A 15526-nucleotide genomic window follows, 5' to 3' on the forward strand; every position below is an offset into this window, starting at 1 on the left:
GGATGAATATCAGTGAATATATGCTGTATTGTCTGGCGGTCGTAATGATGATCGCCACGCCTGGGCCTGTTATGTTGCTGGTCGCCAGTGCTGGTTTAAAAGGTGGTTATCGGCATGCATTACAGACTATTTTTGGAACCAACCTGGCTTCGTTGGTGCTCATTGCTCTATCAGTACTCAGTCTAAAAGGTTTGCTGCTCATTAATGAACAATGGTGGGATGCTATCAAGCTATTGGGCTGCATATATATTGGCTATCTGGGCTTGCAGATTTTCCGAGAAGTCTGGCAAGGTCAGGTAGTACAGGGACATCAGTCTCTGTCGGCAGCATCTGGCGGTTTTCGTCGCGGCTTTCTGGTCGGAATTTCCAATCCTAAAGATATTCTTTTCTTCGCTGGCTTTTTTACGCAATTTATCGGGATTACGCCAAATCTTGATTTGAGTTTAATCATTTTGATTTTAAGCTGGGTTGTACTGGACTTTCTTTGCTTATCTATTGTGTATTTAGGTTTTAACCGTTTATCGCACTCTCGTTTTTATCCATATTTGCTGGCAGGGTGTGGTATGATTCTGGTCATGGTTGCCTTTTATGGTATTTATAGTTTGCTGACTTAGTTATAAAATAAATAAAAACAAAGATATAGGTAAGTGAGATTTAACGATCCTGTCTGGAAGAGTCAGTAAAAATTATGCTAAGGTAAAATCAAATAAAACTGAACCGCTCAGAATGTCTAAAACAATCATAAAGTCAGACCATCCATTTTCACTCCTGCTATTTACTCAACCTGCTGTTATTCAATACCTACAGATCATTGGAATTGGGCTGATCGCTGTCAGTATTGTATATCTGCTGGCTGCGAACTGGTGGATGCTTCCCAAGTGGGTACAGCTCCTGATTCCACAAGCCTTAGTGCTGACTTCGGCATTGCTCAGCATACGCTTTAGCGCACGAGAAATGGTAAGACAAAGTCTAGATGGTGTTGTGGGGCTGATGCTGGGATTAAGCCTAGCGGTGATAGGGCAGATTTATCAAACAGGTGCGGATAGTTATCAGCTTTTTTTATTGTGGGCTTTATTGCTCTTGCCTTGGTTGTATCGTCCGAATATTGGTGTTTTTGCTTTATTTTGTGTGATTAGCCAGCTGGCACTGTATCTGTATTTCAAGCAGAGCTTCTGGATGGAACGTGCCGAGCCTGCCTATTGGTTGGCTCTGAATGTACTCACCGGTGTTAGCTTTTTCTATGCACTGCGATTTTATTCGGTTTTGCGTTATCTGTTGATTGTGGCTGTGGTGATAATTTCCATAGTGAGTATGTTCCAGTTTATCAACTCGAACTCTATCTGGTATTTAGGTTCGGTATTAAGCTTACCCTTCATATTCAGTGCTTATTTTTACAGCCTTGGTAAGCAGCTGGAAACCAGCTTGCTGGTGGCTGGACTCGCGCTGAGTATGAGTGTGCTGATCTTGGATCTGACCAAGTCCTATTTGCAGGAATCAGCCGGAGGCTTGCTGGTTCTGGCTGTACTGATCTTTGCTTGGTTCGCTGGGATCAGTGGCTTGTTGATGAAGCTCCTCCCCAAAAGCAGGTTTTCAGTGATTCCACTGGCGCTAGGTGCATGGATTACTGGAATCATTCTGGCTGCCTTACTGCTGACTTATTGGAAAAGTTTTTCCATTTTTATGGGTGCGGTTTTTATCGTAGCTGCCTGCTGGTTGATTCATACCAGGAACTCTGTTTTTCTGCGCCAGTTTGCGTATTGTTTGTGGCTATGTGGTCAGGCCGCCGTTCTGATTCATATGGAGTGGCTAACAGATAGCCTGGTGCTGATCTGGCTGATTCAGCTAGGTATTACGCTGCTGAGTATGCGGAGCCGTATGCATTGGTGGGTGGTGTTGTTGCAATTATTAATGGCACATATTTTAGCGATTGCAACCTTCTATTCAAAAACACAGCATGATCAGTTGTTGCTGATTGCGATGTCAATCAATTATCTGATTCTCATCGTTATTTTAATAAGTACCAGCTATTGGCTGGAATCCCGCTATAGCAAAAGCATACAGTTATGGATGATCTGCATACTGGCAGCCACCGCGATATTACAAACTTTATTTAAGCAGGAGATGATTCATCCAGCTGATCATTCTTACCTTGAAAATCTCATGGTTTTTTATGCTTTACCGGCAATATGGCTACTGAGCTTTATTCTGCTATATAAACAGCAATTTAATCGGCATTTCCTGTGGCTGGTTCCCGTCTTGGGAATAGTATTAATCTGGCTGGGCTATTTTGAAATTTTAATAATTCTGCTGCTGATGGCGTGGGCGATTGTTTATCGGCACGTTTGGATACAGGCGCTGTCCATCTTGCTGCTGGTCTTCTGGTTATGGATGCTGTATTACAATCTGGGTCTAAGCTTTCTTTTTAAAAGTCTCAGTATTTTTGCATCCGGGCTGCTGGTACTGCTGCTGGCTTATGTTTTAAACCGACCAATGCTGGAAGGTAGAGAAGGAGAGCCCAGATGAAAAAGTTTCTTCCTCTTTATTTGGCCATCTTGAATATAGCCTTGTTTAGTGGACTGATTTTGCAGCATGAATGGCATTTAAGAAATAGCCAGAGTATGTTCGTTGAATTGATGCCTGTAGATCCACGCTCTATACTTCAGGGAGATTATATGGTCCTGAGCTATCAGCTGCATTTTGGTGCTGCAGCGAGGCAGAGTAGCCAACGATCTTTCTCGGATCTTCGTATTGACGATTTTGAAAATCAGTCCCAGGTGCTAAGTTATGTGCAGCTGGATAAACAGCGCAGAGTGATCACGACCAGTTTTGATCAAAGGCATCTTAGTGGGTCAGCAGCATTTAGCAAGCTTGTTTTGAAAAATCCCCGTAATACTTTTGAGAGCTTATATCCTGCTGCCAACAGTTTTATGTTCGCTGAAGGGCTGGAGTCCTGTTATCGCAATGCTAAATTTGCTGAATTAAAAGTACAGGAAAATGGTGAAGCCGTCCTAGTGGATCTGGTCGATCAGCAGCTTAACTCCTTGAATTGTAAAACTCGTAAAAGCTGGTGGCAGGACAGTTGATCTCTTGTAGAGGGGAAATATTTTTAGCAATAAAAAAGCCCGCAAGATGCGGGCTTTTGAATCTTGAGTGATCAATTACGCTACTTGTACTGGAATACAGTTAGCAGTGTGATTCACCGTATTGTCCGGATTTGCATAAACCAGACGTGGTTTATGTGCATTGGCTTCAGCTTCAGTAAAATCACCAAAGGTGGCAATAATAATGATATCGCCAACATCGGCCTGATGTGCTGCACCACCATTCACTGAAATAATTCCGGAATTATCTTCACCACGAATTGCATAAGTAGTAAAGCGTTTACCATTGGTCACGTTCCATACATGAATTTCTTCATATTCACGAATACCAGCCAAATCCATTAAAACGCCATCAATTGCACATGAACCTTCATAGTGTAATTCTGCATGTGTAACAAAAGCGCGGTGAATTTTGCATTTTAATAAACGAGATAGCATGGCTAGCGTCCCCTTAGTTGACCTAAGATTTTGACCTTATGGTTGAATCAGTTTCTACGGCACTGGATCAGTGAGTAGGCTTGCGCATTTTGCGCCTAAACGCCTTGCAAGGCAAGCGTAATTGTCCAGCAATTATTGAATGTTCAGTTCGGTTTATAGGCATTAATTTGATTCATGGCTTGCTGTACTTCACCGTTAACCAGCATTTTGGTACGGGCCAGTACGTGTGCAATAGCATCATCCATTAAACCCTGTTCACTACTTGGTGCCTTACTCAGAACATGGCCAGAAACCCGTTCTTTAGTGCCCGGATGACCAATCCCAATACGTAAACGATGGAAGTTTGCACCGATATGCGGCACGATATCGCGTAAACCATTATGTCCACCATGGCCACCGCCAGTTTTTAGGCGAATGATGCCGGGATTCATATCCAGCTCATCGTGGGCGATCAGGATCGATTCTGGTGCGATATTGTAGAATTTAGCGAAAGGAACAACACTTTTACCAGAAAGGTTCATAAAGGTTGTAGGCATGAGAAGACGAACATCCTGTCCTTCAATATTGCCACGCCCGCTGATTCCATTAAATTTCGGGTCTTTTTTAAGGCTAATGCCATATTGATCTGCAAGACGTTCTACAAACCAGAAGCCTGCATTATGGCGGGTTTGGGCATACTCAGAACCTGGGTTACCCAAACCGACAATCAGTGAAATACTAGACACTAATTTACACCATCAACACTTATGCGCGTTTGAAGTCAGCGTGCATTGGTGTGTTTTTAGCTGGGTGACGCTGTAACGCTTGGATTTTCACGTTTTCAACGTTATCACCTACTTTAACTTCAATCACTTCTTCAAAAAAAGCGTTGTTTTCTAAAGCTTTAACAAGCTCACGAAGTTCAAGTGTAATAGCTACAGGCTCAGCAGCACCACCGTAGATGATAGCAGGTACTTTAGCAGCATTGCGAAGGCGGCGGCTCGAACCTTTCCCTTGTAATGCTACTTCACGTGCTTCTGCGTTTAATACGAAGTTTGCCATGATAGACATCCTATTTAAGTTAAATGAACCAGATCTGCGACCGATCTGGTGATACAAAGCCCTGCCAAATGGCAGGGCTTTAGAAATTCAGCGCACTATTATAGATAAGAATCGAACATTGCGCTAATAGATTCTTCGTTGTTGATACGACGGATCGTTTCAGCAACCATGCTTGCAACCGAAACCTGACGGATTTTGCCCAGATTCTGAGCTTCTTCTGAAAGCGGGATGGTGTCAGTGACTACCAGCTCGTCAATTACAGAGTTTTTCAGGTTTTCAATGGCTTTGCCAGACAGTACAGGGTGAGTAGCATAGGCAACAACTTTGCGTGCACCGAAAGTTTTCAGTGCATCTGCTGCTTTACACAGGGTACCTGCCGTATCGACCATGTCATCGACAATGACACAGTCGCGATCTTTCACGTCACCAATCAAATGCATCACTTGTGATTCATTCGCTTTTTGACGACGTTTATCAATAATCGCAAGATCGATATCGCCCATCTGTTTTGCAACAGCACGTGCACGGACTACACCCCCAACGTCAGGAGAAACAACCATCAGGTTATTATGTGACTGCTGGCGCAGGTCAGCAAGCAATGCTGGTGTACCATAGATGTTGTCGACAGGAATATCGAAGAAACCTTGAATCTGGTCAGCATGCAGGTCAATCATCACCACACGGTCAATACCGACGGTAGTCAACATGTCTGCAACAACTTTTGCAGTAATTGGTACACGGCTTGAACGAGGACGACGGTCTTGGCGGGCATAACCGAAGTAAGGGATCACGGCAGTAATACGACCAGCACTTGCACGACGCAATGCATCAGCCATCACCAGGATTTCCATCAGGTTATCGTTGGTAGGGGCACAAGTAGGTTGTACGATGAATACGTCTTTACCACGAACATTTTCAGTAATCTCAACAGCGATTTCGCCATCAGAGAACTGACCTACAGAGGCAGCGCCTAGAGGAATATGTAAATGACTTACGACTTTTTGAGCGAATTGTGGATGTGCAGTTCCACTAAAAACGACAAGATTGGGCATGAAGCACCCTTGGCGGTTGGTATGTATGGAAGTAGATGGCAGGGGTAGCTGGATTCGAACCAACGGATGCCGAGATCAAAACCCGGTGCCTTACCACTTGGCGATACCCCTAATGCGGCAGAACTTTAATATTTTTGCGATGTTATGTCAAGGTAAATTAACAGTCTTACCGCAAATAGATGTTCTGTCTTTTTTCGAGAAATGGCAGGGGTAGCTGGATTCGAACCAACGGATGCCGAGATCAAAACCCGGTGCCTTACCACTTGGCGATACCCCTAGATTTGATGAATGTAAATGGCAGGGGTAGCTGGATTCGAACCAACGGATGCCGAGATCAAAACCCGGTGCCTTACCACTTGGCGATACCCCTAATACATACATCTACAGGTGAAAAATGGCAGGGGTAGCTGGATTCGAACCAACGGATGCCGAGATCAAAACCCGGTGCCTTACCACTTGGCGATACCCCTATTGAACTTTGAATTGACGTAAAGGGGATTCTTGTAAACTGTCCACCAGGTAAGCTTTACATGGCGCATTTACCAGAATATCCGCGATATTCAATTCATCAGTTACCTCAATAAACACGCAGGCACCTGTACCTGTCAACTTTGCAACTCCGAACTGGTCAAGATATTGCATGGCTGCATCGACTTCCGGATATAGGCTTCTCGCTACTGGCTCAAAGTTATTTCCAAAATCAGATGGTGTTTGCTGATAGGCGCAAAATTTAGATGGCTTCGTGTCTCTTGTCAACATTTTTTGTGAAAAAAGCTGTTGAGTGCTGATAAAACAGTCAGGTTTTAATACAATGAATTTTTTTTGATCTAAGTCTATGAATGTTAAGTGTTCACCAATGCCTTCGGCCCAAGCATTCAGACCATGCACAAAAATGGGAACATCTGCCCCGAGCTTTAGCCCAAGTTCGGCAAGTTGCCCGGTGCTAAGGCCACATTGCCAGAGCTGGTTGACCACAATCAGCGTTGTGGCTGCATTGGAAGAGCCGCCGCCAAGACCTGCACCCATTGGAATATTTTTTTCTATATGAATGCTTAAACCACAAGGAGTCTTGGCATGGGGCCGTAACATCTGCACGGCGCGATAAATCAGGTTGTGTTCCTGATCGACCGAAGCCAGTCCCTCAATCTGAATCGCATCATCAGCGCTTTGTTCAAACTCCAGCCAGTCATATAAGTTAATCAGCTGGAAAATGGTTTGCAGCTCATGATAACCATCCGGCCGGCGACCGGTAATATGTAAAAACAAATTCAGCTTTGCAGGGGAGGGAACACGAATCATCATATCTGGATCAGAGCAGTTAACGGTTTTGAATCAGCATTGTAATACGGTTTTCACCACCGTTCTCAAGCGCGTGTTTTAAAATCAGGCGGTTTGGCAGTTTTGCCTGCTGGTTATAGCTTAGCTCTACCCTCCATTGATCTTCTATAATCTGGCTGATGCGCTGGGCACTATCTTTCTGGATTTGAGCAGCCTGAGTGGAAGGACGCGCCTGTACCCAGTCCACCAGATGGCTTATGGGTGCCTGCCAGCCAGTTGCACGTTGCAGCAGTTCCTCAGCGCTTTCCGCTTGAATCAGTCCGGTTTTTGCGCTATTTAAAGTGACTTGGCCGGGTTTGCCTGAAATCTGGGTTCGACCCACGCCTAAAATGCCAGTCAGTTCGATGTCAAATTCTTCCTGCTGCTGTACCCAGGTGAAAAAAGCACTGCCACTTTGCTGTGGGGTGCGTACGCCGATTTTCCCCTGTAACTGGAACTGGTTTTCTGCTTCCAGTACCGTACCGGTGGTCGGTGCTTGAGGCTGGACAATGTGCTGGCAGCCCGTCATGAATAAGGCAGTGGCTGCAAACATGCTGCAGCCTAAAGAGTTCCAATAGCGCATAGGTGTAGTTACCTGTTGTTTATTGTGGTGCTAACAATAACGAATTAAGTTGTTCTAATTCGGGGGCATTTGCGTGGTTTTGTTGTAGTTGTTGTAACACTTGATGAAATTGCTGTAAATCTCCATGCATATATAAGGCACGTGCATAACGTATTCCGATCTTAAGACTGGCATTTAGCGTATAAGCTTTGGCCAGCACCTGGGAAGCTTTAGCAAAGTCATTTTGCAAATAGCAGATATAGCCATAAGTATCCAGAATTGATGCCTGTTCCGGTGCATATTCCAGGGCCAGCTCTGCATAATGTCGTGCTTCTTCAAGGCGGCGATTTTGCATGGCGAGGGTGTAGGCATAAGCATTCAGATAGGTTGGGCTATGCGGCTCAATTTTGAGCAGGGCTTGCAGCAGTTTATCCAGCTTGTTGCGGTCTGCAAAAGGATCAAGCAACAGTACTTGGGCATAGATCAGCTCCGGGTCATCCGGTAGGTTGTTGCTGGCTTCTTCCAGAAGACGAATCGCAGCCTTTTTATTGTCCATACGCTTCAGGATGTCGGCTTGGGCCAGATACAGAAAACTGGTGTGCTGTGGATAATTCACCCGTTCCTGGGTCAGGAAACGTAAAGCATCATGCAGTTTGTCCTGCTTGGCAAAGATGGAAATAATATTACGCCGAGAGACAATATACAGGCTGCCATCTACCAGTCGATAATAGGCTTTTGCTGTTTCATAATGTTGTTTACGTTCGGCATTCACAGCCAGATAGTAATAGGCTTCGTTTTGATACTGCGCCGAATAGCGTAGCTCGACCAGATATTTTTCAGCCTGTTCATATTCTTTTAAATCAATACTGGTCAGACCGGCAATAAACAGGGCTTCTTCAGCAGTCGGCCATTTCTTTAAAATATCCTGCAATTTTTTTAAGGCAGTCACTGAATCATTCAGTTTGATGCGGTATTTTACTTCAGCCAGTCGCACCTCAAGGTTGTTACGATGTTTACGGCTGGATTTTTCATACCATTTTAGCGTCTCGTTATAATCGCCCATGGCATCCAGCAGGTTGGCTTTGAGCAGTATGTAGCCGGTTGTCTTCGGTCTTTTTCTGAGTGCTTGTCCAATGGTTTCCAGTGCTTGAGCCAGCTGGCCATTTTGGGCTTCAAGGCCGGCAATCAGAACAAGAATCGAGGGGTTGTTTTTAGCACTGCTTTTGCTGAGCGCATTGATCAGGTAGGCGCGGTCCTCAGAATCTTCAGGGGAAATTCCGGCCAGAATCTCTTCCAGATCTGCGCTGTCATCAATGTGCAGGATTTTCTCCAGCGTTTCTGCGGCCAGCTCATACTCATGTGCTTTTAAGGCGATGTGCGACAAGTAGAACAATGCGGGCACATCTTGCGGTTCCTGAACCACCCAGTGCGTGGAAATGTCCAGTGCCGCAGATAGGTCATCGTGTTCCAGGGCAATATTGAGTGCGCGCTCTTTCACGGCGGTGGAATTACTTTTAATCGCCAGCACGGTATAGTTATGCAGGGCAGTTGGAATATCATGATAGGCCAGCGCAAACTCAGCCACCATACTTTGCTTTATGGCATCATAATTCTGATTTGCATGGTAGGCTGTTCCTGCTGCATGAAGATGCACAGTTGAAACCATGCTCCCTACCAGCAAGAATGTGGTAGAATATTGCTTAATTGTAGGCCCGTTCATACGGCTAGCTGTTTGACGCAATTTTTCTTGATCCAAGTAATGCTTTTTATGACACCGATGTTGCACAATAGCATAAATTTATTGAAATGATGACCTGATATGTCTTTCTTTGCATTGGGTGTCAACCATCAAACTGCCTCTGTAGAGCTACGCGAACAGATAGCATTTAATCCTGAAAAATTAAGTGCCTTGCTCGCTGCACAGAGCCAACACCCTGAATTAAACGATATGGTGGTGGTCTCTACATGTAACCGGACCGAAGTTTACGCGATGTCGGACAATGTCGACATCGTGCTGAACTGGCTTGCCCAAAAAAATGGGGTTGATGTCAAACAACTGCAAAATCATGTCTATCGTTATGAAAATGCTCAGGCGGTTACACATTTGATGCGGGTAGCCAGCGGTCTGGACTCACTGATGCTTGGGGAACCTCAAATTCTGGGACAGGTTAAGTCTGCTTTAACGCTGGCCAAAGAAGCCGAAATCGTTTCTCAGGACTTAAACCGTATTTTTGAATATGCTTTCTATGCAGCCAAACGCGTGCGTTCGGAAACTGCTGTAGGAAGCCATGCTGTTTCTATGGGTTATGCCGTTGCCCAGCTGGCCATTCAGGTGTTTAGTCACCCTGAAAAGCTGACTATTCTGGTGGTTGCAGCAGGAGAGATGAACAGTCTGGTGGCCAAATACCTTGCGGAAATGGGGGTGGGCAAGATCATTATCTGTAACCGTACCCAGGCACGTGCTGAAACTCTGGCTCAGGAAATTGCCCATCGGGTTGATGTGGAAATTATTGACTTTGACCAGCTGGCGGCTCATCTGCATCGTGCTGATGTGATTTCCAGCTGCACCGGTAGTCTGCACCAGGTAATTCCTTATGCCGATGTCAAAGCCGCTTTGAAGAAACGCCGTTATCAGCAAATGTTATTGGTGGACCTGGCTGTACCGCGTGATATTGATCCGAAAATTGAAAAACTGGATGGGGTTTATCTCTACGGTGTAGATGATCTGCAAAGTGTGATTGATGAGAATCTGGCGCAGCGTCGTCAGGCAGCCGTTGAAGCAGAAGTGATGGTCAATCAGTTGGCTACTGAGCTGATGACCCAGCAAAAGGTCAATCAGGCGGGTAGCACCATTCATGCCTATCGCGAACATGGTGAAGTTCTGCGTCAGGAAGAGCTGCAACTTGCGACCCAGCGCATTGCCAAGGGAGAAAATGCAGAGAAAGTATTGGCCGAGTTTTCTCATCGTCTGACCCAGAAACTGCTGCATCCGACTTCGATTTTGTTACGTGAAGCCGCAAAAGCAGAAGATCCAGGTATTTTTGAACTGATGCGTGATAACCTGCATGATGTGATGGATAAGCGCCGCAAGCCGAAGCATGAGGATTTATCCTTGATGGATAAGACTATAGATATTTAACGAAAGACTGCTATTACTCTTGTTATTTTCTTGCCCGATAGCTTTTTCTGGTGGATTTATCTTGCAGAGTGCTGACTTTATTTGCTGGCCGAAACACTAGCAGGTTTTGCAAAATGCTTTCCTAGCAAGCGCTTCAAATTCTATTTCCAAACTATATCTTTAATCGGGTTTCGCTAGAAAAATGGCAGATGCAATATAGGTCTGAAACTTTGATAGAGAGCTAAAAATGATAATTATAGTAGCGCTTAATCTTCCAGCAGAGTCATTGAGCGCTTTTTATCAATTTCATAAATCTGCATCTTGAGATTTTTCATTTCTGCAATGCTATTAAATTTTTTCGATCTGATCTTGTGCTGTAAGCACTGATATTGCAACTTGATTGAAAAGTCAGCAGCCAGCTTGTCCGCCTGTTCCGGGGAGGAGGTATAGTCACTGACATTGGCATGTTGCAGAATATGCTGCAATTCACGATGATAGGCCGCACAGGCCCCGAGTACATAATAAATCGAAAGCTCGGGATCATCCGGTAATTCATCAAAAATAATATTCAGAATATTCAGTATTTTAAACAGTAGCTGATCGGGCGAAATCAGGGCACGCAAAGGCTCAAAATGAATATACAGATAGGGGTGATTCATTAAAATTGCAATGACATATTCTTCAGCATCAATCTTGGTACTAAAGCTTAAAGAGGCGTCATTATTGACTTTGGGTTGCCACTTTCGACTAAAGCCTAATTTTTCCCGGAAAAACTGCTGCAGCAGATAGCGAAATGAGCCTGTTTTGGGCAACAGTTCAGTTAGCTGGCGCAGTTCACCCATGACCTGACTTTTGCCTTCGGGCGTGGCCACATCATGGTTTCGGGTCAGGTGAGCAAAGACAAAGTCCGAAAGCAGCGGGGCCTGATCCAGTAAACGGCGGAAATTTTCCAGTCCTTCACGGCGAATTAACGAGTCTGGGTCATGATCATCCGGCAGGACAAAGAACTTAAGTTCACGGCCATCATTTAAGAGCGGCAGGGCAATTTCCAGAGTACGCCGTGCAGCTTTTTGTCCGGCGGCATCACCATCAAAGGCAATCGTAATCCGATTATTCTGCTTAAACAGGATGTTCAGATGTTCAGTATTACTGGCTGTACCCAGGGTCGCCACGGCACCATGGATGCCGGCTTGCTGTAAGGCAATCACATCCATATAACCTTCGACCATTAGCCAGTCTTGGGCTTTTTGCTTGCGGCCTTCGTATAAACCGTATAGCAGCTGGTTTTTATGGAAAACTTCTGAATCTGGCGAGTTGATATATTTGGGCTTGATTTCATTATTTAGCGCACGGCCACCGAAACCGACGATCCGGCCTTTGCTGTCACGAATCGGAAAGATGACGCGGTCACGTAGCAGGTCGAAATCCCGGCCACTGTCACTGGTCCGAATCAGGCCCAGCAGTTTGAGTCCCTGAATATCCTGTGGAAAGGCTTTTTCCAGATGTTGCCAGTCCTCGGGGGCATAGCCTAAGCGCCAGTAGGCCACAGTTTCATGACTTAAACCGCGCTGTTTAAAATATTGCTGGGCATTTGGGCTGTGAGGTAACTGGCGTTCATAAAACTGTGCAATATTTTCCAGTAAGTCATACAGGTTGCCGTCAGCCTGACTTTCTACAGCTGGCATTTGCTCAAAAGAGGCAAATGGATCATCGGTATAAAATTCAGGGTCTGGCGCCTGAATTTCAGCAAAAGGGTCAAAATAAGCCGCTTGTTCAGGTGCAGGATTTGCGGGTAGATTTGTTGTTTTTACAGGCGGCGCTGTGACCGGCTTGGGCTTGGCTTCACGCTTGTATTTCAGCCGGTTGGAATCTTTATTGTCTTTAGGCAGTTCAATCCCGGTCTGGCTGGACAGTTCTTTCATCACCTCGACGAAATTACGGCTGCCAATATCCATCAAAAAGCGGATGGCATTTCCGTTGGCCTGACAGCCGAAACAGTGAAAATACTGCTTGTCGCGATAGACGTGGAAAGAAGGTGACTTTTCCTGATGGAAGGGGCAGCAGCCCGAATAGGTACGGCCAGTCTTTTTTAATTTCACGTATTGACCAATCACATCGACAATGTCGGTGCGATCGAGAATCTGATCAATCGTATGCTGAGGAATGGCCATGGTGTATTGAGCTGCTCGTGCTGCGTTTCTAAATTCTAAATCATTGAAAAAATGAGAATAGTCTAATGGAACTGTCGTCTTGTAAATTCCTTTGTATACCTTTTGAGCAGATTGTTCAAGCATTGCCCGGACAAAACAAAAGGGCAAGTATGATACCTTGCCCTTAATAAAATTGCACCTCGAACCGTGACCTGATTGAACGGTTCTGTCAGACCTAGTCTTCGCTCTCCGGACGGTCCAGTAAGCCAAATGATATGCGGTTGGTCCAGCTGCGTTTTGGTGGTTCAAGTTCTGCTGGCTGGCTTGTAGTATCAGTTGCCGTGCTGGCACCTTTACCAAAGATACCCAAAGTCGCACGGTTCAGGAGGCTGCCTTCATGACGCGCTGCGCGCAGGTTGACCTCACCATTGGCTTTCACCAGATTCGGATAGTTCAGCTTCAAAACTTCAATATACTGCTGCGAAGTTGCTTTATCTCCCAGCTTGTCATATCCATAGGCGACTGTGGCCAAAGCTTCCGGAATCTGAGGTGTTTTCGGATAGTGTTCGATCACCCACAATGAGCGTTCTACAGCAGCCAGATACGCCTTACGTTTCAGGTTGAAACGCGCTGCACTCATTTCATGCTCTGCCAGTTCCTGACCGATAAACTGCATACGTTGCGCGGCATCTACTGCATAACTGCTGGATGGATGGCGGCGAATGAAATCGACAAAGTTCTGGTAGGCCAGTTTCAGATAACTGACATCACGGTGCGACTGTTTTAGTGAGGTATAACGCATCAGGCCATTATAGTTCTGTTCCATATTGGCCACACCACGCACATAATAGGCATAGTCTACGTTAGGGTGCTGCGGGTTTAGACGGATAAAACGTTCAGCCAGTGCGACAGCACCCTCAAAATCTTTTTGCTGGAATTTGACATAGAGCAGCTTAAGCTGGGCCTGCGGTGCATATTGGCTGGTCGGAAAATAGGTTTCCAGTGCTTCAAGCTGTTTTGCTGCATCACTATATTGATTACGATCTAGCGCTTTCTGTGCTTTTTGAATATAAACTTGTTCGCTAGACTCTGGACCTTTGTCCACGACTTCTTTTTTGGGATTACTGCTACAGCCTACCATTGCCGATGCAACGCCTAACGTAATTGCAAGCATTGTCATTTTATAATGTGGTAGCGACATAAAAATTCCTCTGTTAATACGGGCAATGAGCTACAATTGCACTATTAAACCACTTTTGTCTGAATGAGCAAATGAGTCAAGCACAATCTTCCAATTCTAATATCCCTGAGACTGATTTCAATTTACTTGAAGATTCTGAGGATGCAGATAACCATACTTCAGAACCAACTGCAACACGTTTATCGTTGCAATTTCAATTGGATGAAACTTATATCGGCCTGCGTATCGACCAGATTGCTGCAATGGTCTGGAGTGACTTTTCTCGGGAAAAACTCAAGCAGTGGATTAAAGAGGGCAATTTATTGGTGAATGGTCAACCAGTTAAGCCCAAATTTAAAAGTGACGGTTTTGAAACATTAACACTCAATGTTGAGCTTGAATCACAGACCCGTAGCCTGCCGGAAGATATTCCGTTAAACATTGTATATGAAGATGATGACATTATTGTCATTAACAAGCCGGTGGGTATGGTGGTGCATCCGGGTGCAGGCAATACTTCAGGAACTCTGGTCAATGCCTTATTGCATCATTATCCGAAATCGTCTGAGCTGGCACGCGCAGGTTTAGTACACCGAATCGACAAAGACACCAGTGGTTTATTGGTGGTGGCAAAAAACCTTGAGGCTCAGTTTGCTTTAAGTAAACAGCTGGAAAAGAAATCGGTATATCGTCTGTATGATCTGGTGGTTTACGGCAATATTATTGCTGGTGGCACCATTGATGAACCGATTAAACGCCACCCGGTGGATCGCGTCAAAATGGCGGTATTGCCCGGTGGTAAAGATGCCATCACACATTACAACGTAAAAGAGCGCTTCCAGCATTTCACCCGTGTTCAGGCGCGTCTGGAAACTGGTCGTACTCATCAGATTCGTGTGCATTTTAGCTATTTAGGCTATGGCCTGCTTGGCGATCAGGTATATATGCCGCGTGTACGTTTACCGGCAGGTGCATCGCAGCTCCTTGAAGATACTCTACGCGGTTTTAAGCGTCAGGCCTTGCATGCCGCTAAGCTCGGACTGGTTCATCCACGTACCCATGAGGAAATGATGTTTGAAGCGCCGTGGCCAGAAGATTTCGCCCATCTGGTTGAAGTACTGCGTAGCGAAAACAAAGCGTATTAATTTTTCTATCTAGGCCGTCATCAGTATAAGGAATCGAGATGCAATTTGTCGCAGGACTTCCTCAAGGGGTATATGTGGGTCAGACCCGTGTCCATCATGATCAGGTTCAGCCATCTATGCAGCCGGAACTGGCAGGTTTTAACCTGGCATTGCATGTGAATGATGAGGCTGCACGTGTCTACAAGCACCGCATTCAGCTGCTACAGGATTTTCAGCCTTTCGGTGTGGATAAAATCACCTGGATGACCCAGACGCATAGCACGATTTGCCATACTATTAATGAACAGCTCCCGTTTGAAGCACTGGTGGGAGATGGTCTGGTGACGCAGCGTAAAGCGCATGCCCTCATAATGATGACGGCAGACTGTTTGCCGGTGGTGCTGGTGAATCAGGAAGGAACCGAGGTTGCCAACCTGCATGCT

At 45.4% G+C, this 15526-nt stretch carries 15 protein-coding genes and 4 tRNA genes; 6 read left to right on the forward strand and 13 right to left on the reverse strand.

Annotation, left to right across the window (positions count from 1 at the left end; all coding sequences use genetic code 11):
• The first annotated feature begins 2 nt into the window (after positions 1-2).
• From E2K52_RS05090 to E2K52_RS05100, 3 genes are all read left to right on the forward strand, one after another.
• Positions 3-614, forward strand: a complete 612-nt coding sequence (locus tag E2K52_RS05090; RefSeq protein WP_151204076.1) for a LysE family translocator — start codon at positions 3-5, stop codon at positions 612-614.
• Between the two features lie 112 nt (positions 615-726).
• A complete protein-coding gene (locus E2K52_RS05095; protein ID WP_151204077.1) occupies positions 727-2523 on the forward strand; it encodes a DUF2157 domain-containing protein in 1797 nt (598 codons plus the stop codon).
• The gene (locus E2K52_RS05100; protein ID WP_151204078.1) at positions 2520-3083 is read left to right on the forward strand and encodes a GDYXXLXY domain-containing protein; all 564 of its coding nucleotides are present in this window, start codon (positions 2520-2522) and stop codon (positions 3081-3083) included. The genes E2K52_RS05095 and E2K52_RS05100 overlap by 4 nt, the downstream gene beginning before the upstream one ends.
• A 75-nt stretch (positions 3084-3158) precedes the next feature.
• Here the strand turns inward: E2K52_RS05100 and panD are convergent, their stop codons facing one another.
• The 11 genes from panD to E2K52_RS05155 form a co-directional block, all read right to left on the reverse strand.
• Entirely contained in the window at positions 3159-3539 is a 381-nt protein-coding gene (gene panD / locus E2K52_RS05105; protein ID WP_151204079.1) for an aspartate 1-decarboxylase, read from the reverse strand.
• Between the two features lie 143 nt (positions 3540-3682).
• Positions 3683-4264, reverse strand: a complete 582-nt coding sequence (pth, locus tag E2K52_RS05110; RefSeq protein ID WP_151204080.1) for an aminoacyl-tRNA hydrolase — start codon at positions 4262-4264, stop codon at positions 3683-3685.
• A 19-nt stretch (positions 4265-4283) separates the two neighbouring features.
• Positions 4284-4580, reverse strand: a complete 297-nt coding sequence (gene rplY, locus E2K52_RS05115) for a 50S ribosomal protein L25 (protein WP_151204081.1) — start codon at positions 4578-4580, stop codon at positions 4284-4286.
• A 98-nt stretch (positions 4581-4678) separates the two neighbouring features.
• Positions 4679-5632, reverse strand: a complete 954-nt coding sequence (locus E2K52_RS05120) for a ribose-phosphate pyrophosphokinase (RefSeq protein WP_151204082.1) — start codon at positions 5630-5632, stop codon at positions 4679-4681.
• A 36-nt stretch (positions 5633-5668) separates the two neighbouring features.
• Positions 5669-5743, reverse strand: a tRNA-Gln gene (locus E2K52_RS05125).
• Between the two features lie 91 nt (positions 5744-5834).
• Positions 5835-5909 (reverse strand) — tRNA-Gln (locus E2K52_RS05130).
• 18 nt (positions 5910-5927) lie between these two features.
• A tRNA-Gln gene (locus E2K52_RS05135) sits at positions 5928-6002 on the reverse strand.
• 25 nt (positions 6003-6027) lie between these two features.
• Positions 6028-6102: transfer RNA gene (locus E2K52_RS05140), tRNA-Gln, on the reverse strand.
• Positions 6101-6931 (reverse strand): 4-(cytidine 5'-diphospho)-2-C-methyl-D-erythritol kinase, encoded by an 831-nt coding sequence (ispE, locus tag E2K52_RS05145; protein WP_151204091.1) that lies wholly within the window; start codon positions 6929-6931, stop codon positions 6101-6103. The genes E2K52_RS05140 and ispE overlap by 2 nt, the downstream gene beginning before the upstream one ends.
• A 19-nt stretch (positions 6932-6950) precedes the next feature.
• Positions 6951-7532: a lipoprotein insertase outer membrane protein LolB gene (gene lolB, locus E2K52_RS05150; RefSeq protein WP_151204083.1), complete on the reverse strand. Its 582-nt coding sequence runs from the start codon at positions 7530-7532 to the stop codon at positions 6951-6953.
• A gap of 19 nt (positions 7533-7551) precedes the next feature.
• Positions 7552-9252 carry a tetratricopeptide repeat protein gene (locus tag E2K52_RS05155; RefSeq protein ID WP_151204084.1) on the reverse strand — a complete coding sequence of 567 codons (1701 nt, stop codon included), beginning with the start codon at positions 9250-9252 and terminating at the stop codon, positions 7552-7554.
• Positions 9253-9330: 78 nt separating this feature from the next.
• On the opposite strand from E2K52_RS05155, the gene hemA reads away from it, so the two are divergent.
• Complete coding sequence (gene hemA, locus E2K52_RS05160) at positions 9331-10650, forward strand: glutamyl-tRNA reductase (protein WP_151204085.1); 1320 nt, start codon at positions 9331-9333, stop codon at positions 10648-10650.
• Positions 10651-10895: 245 nt separating this feature from the next.
• Here hemA and E2K52_RS05165 read toward each other — a convergent pair whose 3' ends face one another.
• Positions 10896-12800 (reverse strand): DNA primase, encoded by a 1905-nt coding sequence (locus E2K52_RS05165; protein ID WP_151204086.1) that lies wholly within the window; start codon positions 12798-12800, stop codon positions 10896-10898.
• A gap of 214 nt (positions 12801-13014) precedes the next feature.
• A complete protein-coding gene (locus tag E2K52_RS05170; RefSeq protein ID WP_151204087.1) occupies positions 13015-13980 on the reverse strand; it encodes an outer membrane protein assembly factor BamD in 966 nt (321 codons plus the stop codon).
• 71 nt (positions 13981-14051) lie between these two features.
• Between E2K52_RS05170 and rluD the strand changes: the two genes are divergently transcribed.
• Positions 14052-15104: a 23S rRNA pseudouridine(1911/1915/1917) synthase RluD gene (gene rluD / locus E2K52_RS05175; RefSeq protein ID WP_151204088.1), complete on the forward strand. Its 1053-nt coding sequence runs from the start codon at positions 14052-14054 to the stop codon at positions 15102-15104.
• A 38-nt stretch (positions 15105-15142) separates the two neighbouring features.
• Positions 15143-15526 (forward strand): laccase domain-containing protein (locus E2K52_RS05180; RefSeq protein ID WP_151204089.1); only part of this gene is annotated, 384 nt, incomplete at its 3' end.

Origin of the sequence: Acinetobacter sp. RF14B (assembly GCF_006864105.1) — a bacterium.
In the GTDB taxonomy this organism is placed as follows: Bacteria; Pseudomonadota; Gammaproteobacteria; order Pseudomonadales; family Moraxellaceae; genus Acinetobacter; species Acinetobacter lwoffii_C.

Bases quoted from the DNA above. Each gene is read 5' to 3' on its own strand.
- E2K52_RS05090 (WP_151204076.1), top strand. From the start codon at position 3: ATGAATATCAGTGAATATATGCTGTATTGTCTGGCGGTCGTAATGATG.
- E2K52_RS05100 (WP_151204078.1), top strand. From the start codon at position 2,520: ATGAAAAAGTTTCTTCCTCTTTATTTGGCCATCTTGAATATAGCCTTG.
- rplY (WP_151204081.1), bottom strand. From the start codon at position 4,580: ATGGCAAACTTCGTATTAAACGCAGAAGCACGTGAAGTAGCATTACAA.
- E2K52_RS05120 (WP_151204082.1), bottom strand. From the start codon at position 5,632: ATGCCCAATCTTGTCGTTTTTAGTGGAACTGCACATCCACAATTCGCT.
- E2K52_RS05165 (WP_151204086.1), bottom strand. From the start codon at position 12,800: ATGGCCATTCCTCAGCATACGATTGATCAGATTCTCGATCGCACCGAC.
- E2K52_RS05170 (WP_151204087.1), bottom strand. From the start codon at position 13,980: ATGTCGCTACCACATTATAAAATGACAATGCTTGCAATTACGTTAGGC.
- E2K52_RS05095 (WP_151204077.1), top strand. From the start codon at position 727: ATGTCTAAAACAATCATAAAGTCAGACCATCCATTTTCACTCCTGCTA.
- lolB (WP_151204083.1), bottom strand. From the start codon at position 7,532: ATGCGCTATTGGAACTCTTTAGGCTGCAGCATGTTTGCAGCCACTGCC.
- rluD (WP_151204088.1), top strand. From the start codon at position 14,052: ATGAGTCAAGCACAATCTTCCAATTCTAATATCCCTGAGACTGATTTC.
- ispE (WP_151204091.1), bottom strand. From the start codon at position 6,931: ATGATTCGTGTTCCCTCCCCTGCAAAGCTGAATTTGTTTTTACATATT.
- hemA (WP_151204085.1), top strand. From the start codon at position 9,331: ATGTCTTTCTTTGCATTGGGTGTCAACCATCAAACTGCCTCTGTAGAG.
- panD (WP_151204079.1), bottom strand. From the start codon at position 3,539: ATGCTATCTCGTTTATTAAAATGCAAAATTCACCGCGCTTTTGTTACA.